The sequence below is a fragment of the Bradyrhizobium quebecense genome (assembly GCF_013373795.3).
Taxonomy (GTDB): Bacteria; Pseudomonadota; Alphaproteobacteria; order Rhizobiales; family Xanthobacteraceae; genus Bradyrhizobium; species Bradyrhizobium quebecense.
Map to the genome: position 1 here is coordinate 4,045,077 of NZ_CP088022.1, position 15,981 is coordinate 4,061,057.

Consider the following 15,981-nt stretch of genomic DNA (forward strand, 5'->3'; position numbering starts at 1 on the left):
GCACCTATCAATCCGCGCTCGTTGATGGCGGAAGCTGAGGAAGGCCACCATGGCCGGGGACTCCAATATGCAGGTCATTACTTTCGTCTTGGCATTCGTTGTCGTGCTGGCGCTGATCGGCGTCACCGCATGGCTCGTCCGCCGCTTCGCCGGAAACCGCCTCGGGGCCAACGCCAACCGCGGACGCATGCCCCGGCTGGCGGTGATCGACGCCGCTGCCGTCGATGGCCGCCGCCGGCTGGTGCTGGTCCGCCGCGACAACATCGAGCATCTGCTGATGATCGGTGGCCCGACCGACATCGTCGTCGAGCCGAATATCGTCCGGGCGACGCCGGGGCGCGATCAGATGTCGACCCGGCCCGCGGTCGCCGCGGATGCCGCGCCGCCGCGCGTGGCGCCGCTTCCGGATGCCGCCTGGAACGAGAGCGAAGCCGCCCGCTCCGACAATTTCGAGCTTCCCGAGCCGGAGCTACCGCCGCGCCAGGCGCGACCCTCCTTTGCCGACGAGTTGCGCCGACCTCCGCCGCCGATCGCCGAGCGTCGCAACGATCCGCTCGCGGGCTTCACGGCCGAGCGCAACGAACCGCGCCCCGATCCGATGCCGCCGCGGCTGCCGCCGCGCTCCGAACCCGTCATCCCGCGTGCGCCGCGCGCTGCAGAGCCGCCGAAGGCCCCGCCGCGGGCGCCCGAGCGCGCCGTCACGCCGCCGCCACCGCCTCCCCCTGCTCCGCCGCCGGTCGCAACCCAGGCGCCACCGCCGGTGCCGCCTGCATCGAACGCCGATGCAAATTTGGCCGAGATGGCGCAGCGGCTTGAGGCGGCGCTGCGCCGCCCGACCGGCGCCGGCGAGACCGTCGCGCCGCCGGTTGCGCCCGAGGCGCCGCCGGTTCGCGCGCCGCGTAGCGAGCCGCCTGCCCCGCCCGCTGGCGGACAGAAGAGCGGCTTCGAGAATCTCGAGGACGAGATGGCATCGCTGCTCGGCCGACCGAAGAATCCTTCGTGAGGTTCGGGGCAGTCCCGCGTAGAGTTTTTTTCATCGCTGTCCTGATCGCCGCCGGATCCTTCGCCGATCTGGCGATGGCGCAGGATATCAGCATCAATCTCGGCGGCGGCAATGGCGGCGTGACCGAGCGCGCGATCCAGCTGATCGCGCTGCTCACGGTGCTGTCGATCGCGCCGTCGATCCTCGTCATGATGACGTCGTTCACGCGCATCGTGGTCGTGCTCTCGCTGCTGCGCACCGCGCTCGGCACCGCGACCGCGCCGCCGAACTCGGTGATGATTGCGCTCGCGATGTTCCTCACCGCCTTCGTGATGGGGCCGGTGCTGCAGAAATCCTATGACGACGGCATCAAGCCGCTGGTCGCCAACCAGATCGGCGTCGAGGAAGCGCTGCAGCGCGCCTCGGTCCCCTTGCGCGGCTTCATGCAGAAGAACGTCCGCGAGAAGGATCTGAAGCTGTTCATGGACCTCTCCGGCGAGCCGCCGCCGGCGACGCCGGAGGAGCTGTCGCTACGCATCCTGGTGCCGGCCTTCATGATCTCCGAGCTGAAGCGCGCCTTCGAGATCGGCTTCCTCTTGTTCCTGCCGTTCCTGATCATCGACCTCGTGGTCGCCTCGGTCCTGATGTCGATGGGCATGATGATGCTGCCGCCGGTGGTGGTCTCGCTGCCGTTCAAGCTGATCTTCTTCGTGCTGGTCGACGGCTGGGCGCTGGTGGCCGGCAGCCTGGTGCAGAGTTACGGGGGGTAGCCCCGCGAAACATTCATGGCCCGTCAGCTGGATCGGCCGTGCCGTTGCACTATCATGCACGGCATCGCATCCAGGGAGCCGCGCCGTGCAGCAGCCATTCGACCGCGCCGCAGAAGACCTCGGCAACGCCATCCATCTCGAGCATGTCAATGTGCAGGTGCCGGACCAGCGCCTCGCCACGCTGTTCTACATCGCCGGAATCGGGCTGACCCGCGATCCCTATCTGATGGTCTCCGACAGCAACATGTGGGTGAATGCCGGCCGCAGCCAGTTTCATCTGCCGAGCGGACGGCCGCAGGTGCTGCGCGGCCACACCGCGATCGTGATCGCCGGACGGCAGGCCCTGCTGCAGCGGCTTGCCGCGGTCGCGCCCAAGCTCGAAGGCACCGCGTTCGGCTATCGCGAGCACAACGATCACGTCGAGGCCATTTGCCCGTGGGGCAACCGGCTGCGCTGCTTTGAACCGGACGCCGAGCGGTTCGGGCGCATCGCGCTCGGCATGCCCTATGTCGAGTTCGACGTGCCGCGCGGCACCGCTGAAGCGATCAGCCGGTTCTATCCCGAAATCATGGGCATCCCCGCCAGCGTCGTGAACGGCGACGGTGTCGTCGCGCGCGCCAAGGTCGGCAAGGATCAGTATCTGCAATTCCGCGAAACCGACCAGGCGCAGCGCGAGTTCGACGGCCATCACGTCCAGATCTACATCACGGACTTCTCCGGCCCCTACAAGCGGCTGCGCGAGCGCAACCTGGTATCCCGCGAGGACAATCAATATCAGTACCGCTTCTGCGACATCGTCGATCCCGCCAATGGCCGGCACCTGTTCACCGTCGAGCATGAGGTGCGCAGCGCCACCCATCCGATGTATCTGCGGCCGCTGATCAACCGCAATCCGGCGCAGACCAACCGTACCTTCGCCAACGGCTACGATCAGGCGCCGTGGGCGATGGGGCCGGACCAGTATGACGGATGAGCGCGCGCTCATCCGCATCGCGACATCATCCGCAATCCCAGCCACGAGACGACATGCTTCCCTCCCAGCGCCATCTGTTCGAGATCCCACGCGACCTCTGCTACCTGAACTCGGCGTCCTACAGCCCGCTGCCGCTCAAGACGCTCGATGCCGGCCGCGCCGCGGTCGGACGCAAGGGCCAGCCCTGGACGATCGACGCCGGTTTCGCCGGCCGCCAGCACGAACGCGCCCGCACCGCGGCGGCACGCCTGATCAATGCCGATGCGAATGACATCGCACTGATCCCGGCGATCAGCTACGGCATAGCTACGGTGGCGAAGGCGCTGACCATTCCGCGCGGTACCCGCGTCATCGTGCTGGAGAACGATCACTCCTCGCCGGTGCTGGAATGGCACGCCCGCGCCGAGGCGCAGGGTTTTGTCGTCGACACCGTGCGCCAGCCCGCCGACGGCGACTGGACGTCGGCGGTGCTTGCAACGATCGACCGCTCGGGCGCGCCGCCGGTCGGCCTCGCCTCGATCTCGTCAGTGCACTGGTCCGACGGCGGCATCATCGACGTCGACAAGGTGCAGGCCGCACTGCGGCGGCAGGGCGCCATGCTCGTGATCGACGCGACGCAGAGCGCCGGTGTCGTCGCGCTGGATGTGACACGGCTCGATCCGGACGCCGTGATCTTCCCGACCTACAAATGGCTGATCGGCCCCTACGGCCGCGCCTTCCTCTACGTTGCAAAGCGCCACCAGAACGGCGTGCCGCTGGAGCAGACCTCCGCCGGCCGCCGCAATGTGAACTCCGAGAACCCGGTCTATTTCGGCGACCTCGCCTATGTCGACAATGCCCGGCGTTATGACATGGGCGAGCGCGATCATTTCATCACGCTGGAGATGGCTTCGATCGGCATGGAGATGATGGCGGAATGGGGCGCTGCTGCCGTCAGCGCGCGGCTCGCGATGCTGAACGGGCGGATCGCCGATGGGGTGCGCGATCTCGGGCTCAATCTGCTGGCGCGCGGCCTGCGCGCGCCGAACATCCTGAGCCTCGGCATGGCCGGCGGAATTCCGAAGGAGCTGATCGCGGGGCTCGCCGCGGAGAACATCCATGTGGCGCTGCGGCTCGGCCGGATGCGGATCTCGCCGCACGTCTTCAACGACGAGGCGGATGTCGACCGCCTCATCGCCGTCTTCACGAAAGCGCTCGCGGCTAGCCGCGCTTTCGTCCCAGCGCCACGACGCTGAACAATTCAATCGCCAGCGCGACAGCGACGCCCGCCGCGCCGATCACGAACAGCAGCGCATAATCGCCGCCGCTCTGCGCGAACAGGTAGGACAGGCCGTAGGCGCCCGCCGCCTGGAACAGCGCGAAGGTCGTGGTCGCCTGCGCCCAGGCCGAGCGCTGGCTCGCTGCGGAATGCGGGATCAGCTCGTGGATGCGGCCGATCACCAGCGGCACGATGCCGGGCGTGAAGCCGCCGACGATGAGGCTCGACACGATCAGCGCGGCGGGCGAGTTCGTCACGGCGGGCAGCGCGACCGCGACCGCCTCGATCAGGAACGCAGCGCGCAGCGCCGCAGCGAAGCCGGCGCGATCGGCGAGATGACCCGTGAGCAGCGGGCCGATCACGGCGCCGATGCCGTACAGCACCCAGTAATACGATCCCGCCGCGATCCCCTGCCCGAGGCCACGGGCGACATAATCGACCAGGAACACCATATGCGGCACCAGCGCCAGCGCGTTGAGGCCATATTCCACGCACAGCGCGATCACCAGCGGCGAGCGCACACTATGCGCAGCAACAGGCTGCTCGGCCGCAGCATGCGCGGCAGGCACTTCCGCCGGCCATGCCTTCCAGCTGATCAATGTCAGCACCGCCGACAGCACGCCAAGGCCGTACCAGGCCTGCTTGACGCCCTGCTGCAGCAAAAGCGGCACCAGCGTGCCGGACGCGGCGACCCCCAATCCGACACCGGCGAAGATCACGCCGCCGATCAAACCGCGCTTGCTCGGCGCGGTGTGCGGCAGGATCGCGGTCGCCGCCAGCACCATGATCACGCCGCCGCTGATGCCGGCGAGAAAGCGGAAGCCGAAGAACCAGATGAAGGAGATCGGCACCGCGCAGGCAAAGCAGGTCACGGCCGCCAGCACCATCATGCCGCGCAGCGCCCACACCGAGCCGACACGCGCGCCGAGATCGCGGGCGATCAGCGCGCCGGCGAGATAGCCGGCAAGGTTCGCGGCACCGAGATAGACCGCTTCCGCCGGCGTGAACCACTTTGCCGCTATCAGCGCTGGAATCAGCGGCGTGTAAGCGAAGCGCGCCAGCCCGAGCCCGACCAGCGAGGCGCAAAGTCCCGCGGCGGCGGACAGCCACAGCGGCCCGCCGGCATCACGCTGCGGCTCGGCGTGATGGCGCCGGTCATGATCGACATTGGCTGACATGGACATCGCAGTAGGCCCTCCGGCCGTTCGGGAAAAATGATTAGTTCCGATCGCAGCAATCGCTCGCAGCGATCACAGCTCACCTCTCCCGATCGGGAGAGGCGCCAAGTTCGATGTGGCAAGGGCCGTCAGCGGGAAGATTTCGACGCCGCAGCGGCGGCGCGCTTCTTGCGATATTCCAGCGCGGGCAGTCCGCCCCAGCCCCAATTGTCGGTATCGACTTCCTCGATGATGACGAAGGTCGATTCCATCGGCTTGCCGAGTACGTCGCGGAGCAACTCGCTGGCGCCCTTGATCAGCGCCGCCTTCTGCTCCGGCGTGGTGGACGACGCACCCGGCGTCGTCCCCTCACGCGTGACCTGGATGGTGACAACAGGCATCACACGAGCTCCCGATCGTGCCTGTCAGTGTCCGGCGCTCTGGCCGCCGTCGACATGCAGGATCTCGCCGGTGACGAAGCCCGCGCCTTCCAGGAACAGCACGGCGTCGACGATGTCCTTCATCTCGCCCATGCGGCCGACCGGATGCAGCTTGGCGAGGAAGTCGTGGGTCTCGGGGGCGTGCATCGGCGTCTTGATCACGCCGGGCGCCACTGCGTTCACGCGGATGCCCTTGGCGGCATATTCGATCGCAAGCGACTTGGTCGCCGCGCTGAGCCCGCCCTTGGTCAGCGAGGCCAGCACCGAAGGCACGTTGCTGTTGGCGTGGTCGACGAGGCTCGTCGTGATCTGCACGATATGCCCCGACCCCTGCTTCACCATCTCCTTCGCCACGCGGCGGGTGATGTAGAAGAAACCATTGAGGTTCGTCGCCAACACCGCGGCGTAGTCCTCGTCGGTGTGATCGGTGAAGGGCTTGGCGACGAAGATGCCGGCATTGTTGACCAGCGTGTCGACGCGACCGAAGCGCGCGAGTGCCTGCCTGACGACGCGGTCGGCCACCTCGGGATCGCCGATGTCGCCCGGGACCGCCAGCACATCGGCATCGGTCGACGGCTTGATGCTGCGGGAATTGGCGACGACGCGATAGTTCCGGTCGCGATAGCCCTTGACGAGTGCCTCGCCGATCCCCTGCGACGCACCGGTGATGATGGCAACCTTCTGCTCTGCACCCATGATCTCTCTCCATCTGTTGCTGAAGCGGCATCAGCACCGCCTCGATGGAGAGCAACCTAGATACATCCGCATTTCGTGCGAATGCCCGCTATTCGGCAGACACTCTTCCGCGGCGCGAACGACTGGCCCGGCTGGCCTCGCGCGACAGCCGCTCGAAATAGCGTTTCAGCCGCGGCGCCGCGAAATCGACGAAGGCGCGCACCTTCGGAACGTCGAAGCGACCCTGCGGCGCCAACAGATGCACCGGCAACGCCGGATGCTCGTCCTTGGCAAGCAGGATCTGCAATCGCCCGTCACGGATTTCCTCGGCAATGTGATACGAAAACAGCCGGGTGACGCCGTGCCCTTCGCTGGCCGAGGCGACCGCCGCCCGCACCGTGTTGACGACCAGGCGCGGCGCGAACTGGACCGCGCGCGCAACCTTCGACTTCGCGGCCGGCGGGAAGCTCCAGGAGTCGAGCCCGAAATGCGTCATCGCGATGATCTGGTGTTTTGCGAGATCAGCCGGCTCGCTGATATCAGGGTGCTGCGCGAGATAGCCGGGCGACGCCGCGACCACGCGACGCACCTCGCCGAGCTTGATCGCGACAAAATTGGAATCGGCGAGTTGCGCGATGCGCAGCGCGACGTCGATGCCCTCGTCGATCAGGTTGACGGTGCGATCGAGCATCACGAGCCGCACCGTCACCGCCGGATGCTCGGTCATGAAGGCGTCGAGCAGCGGCCGCAGCACGTCCTCGCCGACGACGACCGGTGCGGTGATGGTCAGCGTGCCGCGCGGCGCCGACCGCTCGCCGCCGGCCGAGATGTCGGCCTCCTCGAGCTCGCTGAGGATCCGCCGGCACGCCGCCGCGTAACGCTGGCCGGCGTCGCTCAGCTTCAGCGACCGCGTGGTGCGATGAAGCAGTTCGGCGCCGACATGATGCTCGAGGAACGCGATCGCCCGGCTGACCGCCGCCGGCGAGCGCCGCAGCTTCCGCCCCGCACCGGCAAGGCTGCCCTCGTCGACCGCTGCGACGAAGACTTTCATGGCGTCGATGCGGTCCATCGCTCTCCCCGGTTCGCGGCCGCCGCTAAAGCACGATGAGATTGGGTTGAGTTCTCATCGCGCTCTAGCTCATTGTTTGAGCATGATCTTTTCGGAAAACCGCTTCGCACTTTTCCGGATCATGCTTTAGCTCTCTACGTCATACTGCTTGCTGAGGTGATCACCGATCTGCACCAGCATCGCGACGCATTCGGGATAGCCGGGCCTTGCCACCGTGGCTTCGTTGGCGCTGGCGCGGAATTCCCAGCTGTCGCCGTCGCGCAGCACGGAGATGTCGATGCCGTCGGGGCAGTCGGCATGGACTTTCAACTCGGCCCGCGCCATCGCGACGAGTTCGGCTTCGGTCTTGATCGGCTTGCTCATGTAACGACGTCCTCCCGGCTGGCGACATCAGCCATGGTTGCCGATTTGGCGGCGGAATGTCGAGAGGGACGCACCCGATCACGGGCTGTTGCAATTGACAAATTGCAGGTCCCCGGCGAACATCGGGCTGGGTCGATACCACCCGCCGCTTGCACCCCGCCCTGGGGACGGTGAACGTATCAAGCCAGGTTTCAGGCTTCCTTTGCCCGCACGAACGGGTCAGCAACGCAAGCCCCTGACGCTTTCCGTTCGTCGATGCAAAGGTTGATCCCATGCGCGACTTTCGTGATGCCAAGGCCATGGCGCAGACGCTGCGCGAAGCGCTCGCCGCCAAATCGATCCCCCTCACCCACAGCGACAGCCTGGAGCTGATCGCCAACGTCCTCGGTCTGCGTGACTGGAACACGCTGTCCGCCCGGATTCACTCCGCCGGACCGCCGAGCACGCCGGCACAGGCTGCAGACTCCACCGCAGAATCACCGCCGATCGTCACGCGGCAGGAGACCGCCGTGGATTCAGCCACGCTCGATCGTTATGCCGGGTTCTATCAGCTCAACGACCGCGCCGTGTTCACGGTGACACCTGACGGACATCATCTGGTGATGCAACTGACCGGACAGCGCTCGGTGCAGTTCTTTGCGGAGAGCGTGACCGAATTCTTCGCCAGGATCGTCGACGCGCAGGTCAGCTTCGTTGTCGGACCGGACGGACCAGCCACCTCGCTGATTCTGCATCAGAACGGCAGCGATATTGCGATGGCGCGCATCGACGCCGCGGCGGCACGGAAGATCGCCGATCAGACGGCGGAGCGCGTCAAGAACCAGTCGGCCAATCCTGGGACCGAGGCTGCACTTCACCGCCTGATCGATGGGATCGCCTCGGGGACTCCCAACTACAATGAGATGAGCCCGCCGCTGGCGGCGGCGACCCGCAAGCAGATGGCGTGGCTTCAGCCCCTCGCGGACCTCGGCACGATCCAGTCGATCCTCTTTCTCGGTGTCGGCGAGCAAGGCGAAGACGTCTATAGCGTGAGACAGGCGAACGGCGCTACGCACTGGCGCATCGCGCTCGACGACAAGGGGATCATTTCGACCGCGTGGGTGACTCCCGGCCCGTGAGAGCCGGCGCCGCTCGAGCGTTTTCAAGCGAAGTGGACACCGGTTCGCGTGAAGAAAACGCGTCAAGACAAAAATCTAGAGCTTCGATTCTGATTCAATCAGAACCGAAAATGCTCTACGGCGTCGCGCCGGCGCGGCGCTCGCCCTTGATGACCGGCAGCGCGCTGACCGGCGCGGCCTTCGGCTTCTCCGGCAGCGATCCGGTCGTGAACGGATCGGGCAGCGGCGCGCGGGCGGTGGCGTCGGGGAAGCGGGTTTTCATCTCGCGGATGAAGCCGTCGAGCGTGTCGACGCTGGCGGCCATCCGCGCGATCTGGGCGAACTCGGCGCTTGAGGTCGCGACCGGCTTGCTGGCCGCGTCGAACGCCAGTTTGTCGGCATCGCCGGACATCAGCGGCGCGTATTTTTCCCGGAATCGGGACAGGCCGATGGTGTCCTCGGCGAGCGCGTAGCCGACCACGGCGCGGATGACGTCGGCCTTCTCGCTCGGATTGAGCGGGGTGAAGTCGCGCCAGCGGTCGCCGTAATAGAGCTCGATCTGCTCGGATGCCTCGCGCCAGTGCCGCGACGCCCAATAGATGTCCGAACGCAGCCGGATCGCCTCGCGGCCGGTGATGTTCGAGATGATGTCGAGCGCGAGGTCGTGCCGGCCGACGTCGCTCTGCGCACGCGCCTCGAGCAGCAGCCGCTGCTGGCGCAGCTCGCCGGAGAGATCCGCAATGCGGGTCGAACGCAGCGCGCCAATGGCGCGGTCGGGCTTGCGGTTCATCAGATAGACCATCGCAAGGCGTGCGGCGACCTGGGCGCGCGCCGCGCCTTCGAGCCGCTTGTCGACCTGGTACTGCAGGAGGTCGGCGGCCTGGTCGAGCAGATCGACGCCGACGAGACGGTCGGCGAGACGGCGGATCATCTCGTCGCCGCGGCGGCCGATCGGCGTCAGTTCGCGATAGTCGTAGAAGGTGCCGAGCGCATCGATCGGCGCCATCTCGTCGCCCTTCGGGCCGAGGTAGAGCTGCACGAACAACGCCGAGGCGGCATCCTGCGCCTGGCGCGATTCCGGCGCGTTCGGCTGCAGCCGTGTCGCCGCACGGGTCACCGCGAAGGCATCGGCATAGCGCGCGGTCTCAGCATAGATATTCGACAGCACGTACAGCGTCTTCAGCTCGATATTGTCGCCGCGCCACAGCATCGACAAGAGCTCGAGCTCCTTCAGCACATCGTCGCGGCCGATCTCGCCGCGCTTCTGCCGCAGCAGCGTCTCCAGCAGTCTGCCTTCGGCGGCGGCCTGCCGGTCGGGCGAACCGGCGGCGAAGCGATAGGCGTCGAGCGCATCCTTCTCCTGCCCGAGCGCTTCGGCGAGCCGGCCGCGCAGCACCGCAACCGCGGGCTTGAGCGCGTCGGGAACGCCGACCACGTCGAGATCGCTCTTGCGCCGCGCGGCGCCGGCATAGTCCTTGACCTCGAGCGAGGCCTTCATCGAATCCATGGTGACGATGCGCTGCAGATCGGGCGGCAGAGTCGCGACCGCGAATTCGGCGTTCTTGAACTTTTCGCGCGCTTCGGGCCATTTGCCCTCGCGCGCAAAGGCCAGCCCTTTCCACAATTGGGAATCGTACCCATTGCCGATCACGGGATTGGCGAGATCCTTGAGCCCCTGTGCCGGGTGCCCGATCAGGATGCTGGCAACCGCGTGCACCATCACCACGGAGGCCGCCTCGCTGCCGCGCTTGCTTTCGGACAGCATCAGATTGGCGACACCATGGGCTTCCTGGTACATGCCGCGCGCCATGTAGAAATCGGCGAGATCGAGCCGCGCCTGCGGCAGCTGCTCGGCATTGGCCGTCGAAGCCGCCACAATCAACCCGTCGAGCTGCTTGAGGAAGTTCTCCGACTGGTTCTTGCGCCACTCGTCCGGATCGAACAGCGGCTTCACCGCCGCGGTCGCGCGCTCGGCGGCGACGTCGGCCGACGACAGCGTCAGGCCGCCGGGCCGGCCCAGCATCACCTTGTCGGCGCCGACCTCCGCCTTGACGTCGTCGGCATTCGGATGAACCACGACGCCGTGAATCGATTCCAGCAGCGAGAGCTCGACAAAGTCCTGCCGCTTGATGATGCCGCGGGTCGGCGGCGGCGCGGTCACGACCCAGAGCGTATCGCCCGCATCGGGATCGATCAGTCTGTGGAGCTGGCCGGGATTGGCGAGCGGCACGCTGACATTGGCGAGCGAGGGCTCGCTGATGTTGCGCACCACGCTGAGCGGCAGCGGCGGCTTCTGCACCCGGTCGGCGAAGGTCAGTGTCCAGCTCACGCCGCGCGAACGATCGTCGCTCTCGAGTGACGGCATCTGCGGCCGGTTGAGGCGGAAGCGCACCGCCTGCCCCTTCTCCAGCGCGATCCGGCTGACGTCTGATATCAGCGAGCCGGCCTTGACGCGGATCGGATCGACGTCGATCGGCTCAGGCGTGTCGAACACCATCCATACCGTGTCGGCGCGTCGGAACAGTGCCGCCGGCGTCGCGCCGGGGAATGAGAACGTCACCCGCAGCCCGTCGCTGTCGCGCTGGGCTTCGACCGCGGAACTGGCAGCAGACTTGGCGCTGGCGCGGGCCTCTGCAGGCGGCGATGGCGCCGCCGCTGGCTTCGGTGTCTCCATGACCGGCGCGGCCGCGACAGCAGGCTTTGGCGCGTCGCTCTGTTCCGTCGCAGCGCCGCCCTCGCGCGGCGCGGCCGGCGCCGCGGCTTTCTCGACGTCGGCCGCCGGCGCCGCGGCGATCTTCGGCAGCTCCGAATTGGGCAGCTCGGATCTCGGCTGTTCCGATTTGGCGGGCACGGGCGCCGGTTGTTCGGTCGTGGCCTGTTCGGGCTTGACCGGCTCGGACTGCACCTGTTCAGACTTTACCTGTTCCGATTTGGCCGGCTCCGCCTCGGACTGCTCAGATTTGGGTTGCTCGGACTTGATCTCGATCTTGGCCTGCTGCGCGATGCTCTCCGAGGTCACCGGCGCGATCGCAGCGGCACCCCTCGGCTTGCCGCGCGGCGTCGGCAACAACGAGCTCAGCGAGGGCTTCGCCGCCGGCTGCTGCTCGCTCTGCTGGAAGGCGACATCGACAATGTAGTTCTTCTCGTCGCGGAACGAATGCACGTCGACATCGCCAATCAGCGTCACGTCGACCGCCGAGGTATCCGTGTCGGCGCGCGAGCTGATCGACGCGACGTTCGGGGGAGCGGCAACCTTGGCATCGGCCAGGTCGAAGCTCAGGACCGAGTTGAAGGACAGCGTCAGCTTCTGCTCGTTCAGCACCGAGGAGACGCTAACCCCGTCGGGAACCTCGAACACGAAACGGACGAAGGTGGGCTGCACCAGTGCGCGAACCCGGATCGGCGGCTTCTTCTTGGCGGCATCGGCGGCGCGCTGGATACGCAACAGACGCTCGGCGGCACGGGCGCGCTCCGCCAGCTCGCGGATCACTTCCTGCGGCAGCGACGGCGGCGGGCCGGTCCAGCCGTCGGGCAGGAAGTCGACGAAGATGCGCTCGCCGGCGGTCATGGTGTTGATGGTGACGCGGCGCGCCAGCGACAGGCGGATCGCCGAACCGTCGGGATCGCGGCGCGCGGCGCCGACATAATCGGGCACCGCATCGGAGAGTTTCTCGACAGGGATATCGACCGGACGCTTGAAGCGGATCACGATGATCGAGCCGGCGGTCGTGACCTCCGACTCGACGTCTTCCTTCAGCTTCAGCACCAGCCGGGCATAGCCGTTCGCGGCCGAGAATGTCGCCTCGCCCGGCACCGGCGGCGGGTCTTGGGCCCGCACTGTGGCTGGATATGTGAGGGTTGTAAGGGCAAGGCCGGTGGCGAGCAGGCACAGACGCGCAGTCCGCGCCCAGGCGCGGCCTAGCGACCATGTTTCAGCGGCAGCCGTTCGCGCCATCTCGAAACGTCTTCTCAGGACCTCAGCCATACCAGCGCGAAGCGCCCTCGCCCACGCGTCCCGATCTTGGATCGGGCGGCGTTAAGGAGCTGTTAACGTAAACCGAAGCCCGTTGATTTCATTCGGGCGATGCCGGTACGACGCTCAACCATGCGCCCCGGGTTCCCGGTTCGACCGCCGCGGATGGGGCCGGTCTATGCGTCCTGCCGACCGGGCTGGCGGAGTGCGGACTGCGTGTCACGGAGGCCCGAGTGAGCATGCTCAAACTCGGATCGCCGAGACCTCTGGCTCGCCATGCGCCGCTTGCCGCGTCTGCGTGCTCTCCCGGACCAGCAACCAGCAGAACAGGATGATGACCGGAGCACCAAACGGCAGCGGCTTCACCACCGACAGTTGATAGAGGACCGGCAGGTAGAAGACCATCGGCGCGAGAAACGTCACGCCAACGACCAATTTCGACCAGGCCGGAAAGCCGACCTTCAACCATTCGCGCACCATCCACGCCAGCGGCAACGCCATGATGAGCATGTCGTAGAACAGAGAGAACGGCGTAATCAGGAGGCAGGCGAGCACGATGATCGAGCGTTCAGCGGCAGCGCTGATGTTCCGACGCAACATCCAGACCATCACACACACCATGCCCAATGTCGCAAGGCCGTGAATGACAAAGGCCGTGCTGACGCTGGCGCCAAGTATGCGCGCCATCGCGAACACGCTCTGCAACAACGAAAACCCGACGTCGCCGTTCTTTAGGGTCTCGCCGGCCGAGTGAGAGACGTCGAGAAAGCTGAACCACGTATCCAGGCCGAACAGCAGCGCGGACAGCACGACGAGCGAAATCGACGAAAGACCTGCCGAGATCAGCGTGCGCCAGCGACCCGTGACGATCAGGGCGATCGGCACGGCCAGCGCCAGGTGTGGCTTGATCACCATCAGCCCGAGGATCGCGCCGGCAAGCTTTGGCTTCCGGTCCATGATGCCGAGACCGCACCCAAGGATCGAAGCCGTCAGAAAAGCATTCTGCCCTGCCACCGCATTAAGATAGACCGGCGCATAGGCGCAGATCGCAACCAGGCACCAAGGCGATCGCAGGATACGCCAGATCACCGCGACGAACGACGCCGCCGTGATACTGATGAACACGAACAACGAGGCGAAATAGGGCGCGAGCGAGAGCGGCAGGCACAGGATCAGCATCGGCGGCGGATAGAAGAACGCCTCGTAGCCATCTCGCAGGTATGGAGCTTCCGCGAGCAGATGCAATTCGGGCACATAAACCTCTGCGGGATGCCCGGCCAAAACCTGAAGCGAGGCTGCCCAGAACGTCAGGAAGTCCGAGCCGAGCAGAAAATCATTCGCGCCATAGCCGCCATCGCGGTAAAACAGCAAAAGCGACCTCGCAAAGGTCAGCACCAGCACAATTGCGGTGCCACTTACGTATAACCGGGCGCGCCGCGCGGTCAGCCAGGGCATGTCTTTCAGCATCGGCAATTCCTAAAGCACCACCTTGAGACATAGCGACTTCAATTCCAAAATGACAAATCGGTTGCAACTTAACGCTACCATTTAACGCTACCATAACCTCGGTGCTCCGTGGCGATCGTGTCCATCGGGCACCGCGCAAAAGATCCCGCATCTGTCTTGGGAGATGCGGTGGCGACCGGAGACTTCTCGGCGTCGATACGAATTTGGCTTCGCCGAGGCCCCGTCGAGCCCTACACCACCGAAGGCGGGCGAACATCCGCTTCAGCCAGCCGGCACCTGGCACTGCAGCGCCTCCGACCGCGTTGTCGTACTTGGTGACGATGGCCTTGAAGCGGATGGCCTCGGCTTCCGCCATTGTATCGAGAAGATCAACGACCCGATCCACCGGGCACGCGCGGAACTCCTGGCGATTAACCTCAGCCTGCACGGAGACGGGCCACTTGCTTGCGCCGCGGCCAGTGGCGGTATAAAACGGCTTACATTTCAAATATTTTTTAGCTTCTGGCAGTTTCATGAATGGAATTGGAATGGCGCGCGGTACGGAGCGCAGCGGATACGACCGTGCGTTGGCCATTGCCAGCCTCATCGTGTTGAGTTTCACCCTATACTGCGTGGTACCGAAAGTCGTTGACGGTACCGGCGCGACCGGGCTCGACTTTTCATGTTTTTGGAGTGCGGGGAAAATGGCTCTCGATGGCCATGCCGCCACCGCCTACGATTGGCCGCAGTTGCGGCAACTGATCCTTCAGATTCATCCTAGCTTGAACCTGGCTCCGTATCCCGTTTACGAGGTACCTATACCGTTCTTCTACCCGCCGGTATTTTTCTTTCTGGCGGGACTGCTGGCTTTGCTGCCGTATCCGACCGCGTTCTGGATCTGGAGCTCCGCAAAGCTGCTGTGCTGGGCGCTCGTTGTTTCCGCCATCCGGCCGCGCTTCGCCGCGCTGCTGGTGGCATTCGCCGTGCCGGCCGTCCTATACGATTTCATTGTCGGCCAAAGCTCCCTCCTCGCGGCATCGCTGCTCGGCGTCATCCTGCTGACGCTGGACAGGCGTCCGATCGTCAGCGGCTTCCTGATCGCGCTGTTGATCTTCAAGCCGCAATATGGCGTCCTGCTTCCTCTCGTTCTGATAGCCACTGGACGCTGGGTCGTCGTCATCACGGCCAGTTTGGTGATACCGGTCCTCATGCTGCTCGCCGGGCTTACTTTCGGCTGGGGTACCTTTGAGGGATTCCGTGAGGCGGCAGTCTTCGCGACGACGCAGTTCCATCTCACCGGCACACTGGCTTGGTACAAGCTGCAGAGCGTCTACGGTGTGCTTCGGTTTGCCGGCTTTGGCTACGGATCGGCCATGGCATTGCACATCGCTGTCGCTGCGGCAGCCGCGATGTGGGGCGTGATCATATGGCGCCGCAACGTCAGCTTCGCCGTGAAGGCCGCGAGCCTGCTCGTCGCAACCCTACTTGTCTCTCCCTACTTCGCGATCTACGACACGGCGATACTGGCTCTCGCGCTCATTTTTCTCATGAACGAGCCAATGGCCGAACATGGCTCCCTTCTCTCGAATCGCTCCGAACTCCGGATCGGCTTCGGCGTGCTTGTCCTGGCGGGGTTTACCTACCCGGTCGCGCTCGTGCCCGTCGGTCCGTTCATGTGCGCGACCGTCATTGCGATGATCTGGATCAGATGCCGGCAACCCGGCGTTAAGTCGGATCTGGCTTACGGCTGAGGACGCCACTGCCAATTGACGGATTTC

General features: G+C 65.6%; 13 protein-coding genes. 6 read left to right on the top strand and 7 right to left on the bottom strand.

The window, feature by feature from the left end; genetic code table 11:
* The first annotated feature begins 67 nt into the window (after nt 1-67).
* The 4 genes from HU230_RS19700 (at nt 68) to HU230_RS19715 (ending at nt 3,960) form a co-directional block, all read left to right on the top strand.
* Complete coding sequence (locus HU230_RS19700) at nt 68-1,003, top strand: flagellar biosynthetic protein FliO (protein ID WP_176530249.1); 936 nt, start codon at nt 68-70, stop codon at nt 1,001-1,003.
* Nucleotides 1,000-1,752 (top strand): flagellar type III secretion system pore protein FliP, encoded by a 753-nt coding sequence (gene fliP / locus HU230_RS19705; RefSeq protein ID WP_176530248.1) that lies wholly within the window; start codon nt 1,000-1,002, stop codon nt 1,750-1,752. The genes HU230_RS19700 and fliP overlap by 4 nt, the downstream gene beginning before the upstream one ends.
* Nucleotides 1,753-1,837: 85 nt before the next feature.
* The gene (locus tag HU230_RS19710) at nt 1,838-2,725 is read left to right on the top strand and encodes a hypothetical protein (protein WP_176530247.1); all 888 of its coding nucleotides are present in this window, start codon (nt 1,838-1,840) and stop codon (nt 2,723-2,725) included.
* A 53-nt stretch (nt 2,726-2,778) separates the two neighbouring features.
* Nucleotides 2,779-3,960: an aminotransferase class V-fold PLP-dependent enzyme gene (locus HU230_RS19715; protein ID WP_176530246.1), complete on the top strand. Its 1,182-nt coding sequence runs from the start codon at nt 2,779-2,781 to the stop codon at nt 3,958-3,960.
* On the opposite strand, the gene HU230_RS19720 is transcribed toward HU230_RS19715, so the two are convergent.
* From HU230_RS19720 to HU230_RS19740, 5 genes are all read right to left on the bottom strand, one after another.
* Complete coding sequence (locus HU230_RS19720) at nt 3,926-5,167, bottom strand: YbfB/YjiJ family MFS transporter (RefSeq protein WP_224943380.1); 1,242 nt, start codon at nt 5,165-5,167, stop codon at nt 3,926-3,928. The two genes, HU230_RS19715 and HU230_RS19720, sit on opposite strands and share 35 nt — an antisense overlap.
* Nucleotides 5,168-5,289: 122 nt before the next feature.
* On the bottom strand, nt 5,290-5,541 hold the full coding sequence (locus tag HU230_RS19725; RefSeq protein ID WP_176530245.1) for a tautomerase family protein: 252 nt from the start codon (nt 5,539-5,541) through the stop codon (nt 5,290-5,292).
* A 24-nt stretch (nt 5,542-5,565) separates the two neighbouring features.
* Nucleotides 5,566-6,276 (bottom strand): SDR family NAD(P)-dependent oxidoreductase, encoded by a 711-nt coding sequence (locus tag HU230_RS19730; RefSeq protein ID WP_176530244.1) that lies wholly within the window; start codon nt 6,274-6,276, stop codon nt 5,566-5,568.
* Nucleotides 6,277-6,364: 88 nt separating this feature from the next.
* Complete coding sequence (locus HU230_RS19735; RefSeq protein ID WP_176530243.1) at nt 6,365-7,324, bottom strand: LysR family transcriptional regulator; 960 nt, start codon at nt 7,322-7,324, stop codon at nt 6,365-6,367.
* A 126-nt stretch (nt 7,325-7,450) separates the two neighbouring features.
* A complete protein-coding gene (locus HU230_RS19740; RefSeq protein WP_176530242.1) occupies nt 7,451-7,687 on the bottom strand; it encodes a hypothetical protein in 237 nt (78 codons plus the stop codon).
* A gap of 299 nt (nt 7,688-7,986) precedes the next feature.
* Here HU230_RS19740 and HU230_RS19745 point away from each other — a divergent pair, with 299 nt between their 5' ends.
* On the top strand, nt 7,987-8,805 hold the full coding sequence (locus HU230_RS19745; protein ID WP_338077450.1) for a glyoxalase superfamily protein: 819 nt from the start codon (nt 7,987-7,989) through the stop codon (nt 8,803-8,805).
* Nucleotides 8,806-8,920: 115 nt separating this feature from the next.
* Here the strand turns inward: HU230_RS19745 and HU230_RS19750 are convergent, their stop codons facing one another.
* Nucleotides 8,921-12,739: a tetratricopeptide repeat protein gene (locus HU230_RS19750; RefSeq protein ID WP_176530240.1), complete on the bottom strand. Its 3,819-nt coding sequence runs from the start codon at nt 12,737-12,739 to the stop codon at nt 8,921-8,923.
* 261 nt (nt 12,740-13,000) lie between these two features.
* Complete coding sequence (locus HU230_RS19755; RefSeq protein ID WP_176530239.1) at nt 13,001-14,224, bottom strand: glycosyltransferase family 87 protein; 1,224 nt, start codon at nt 14,222-14,224, stop codon at nt 13,001-13,003.
* A gap of 527 nt (nt 14,225-14,751) precedes the next feature.
* Here HU230_RS19755 and HU230_RS19760 point away from each other — a divergent pair.
* Nucleotides 14,752-15,954 carry a glycosyltransferase family 87 protein gene (locus HU230_RS19760; RefSeq protein ID WP_176530238.1) on the top strand — a complete coding sequence of 401 codons (1,203 nt, stop codon included), beginning with the start codon at nt 14,752-14,754 and terminating at the stop codon, nt 15,952-15,954.
* Nucleotides 15,955-15,981 lie beyond the last annotated feature (27 nt).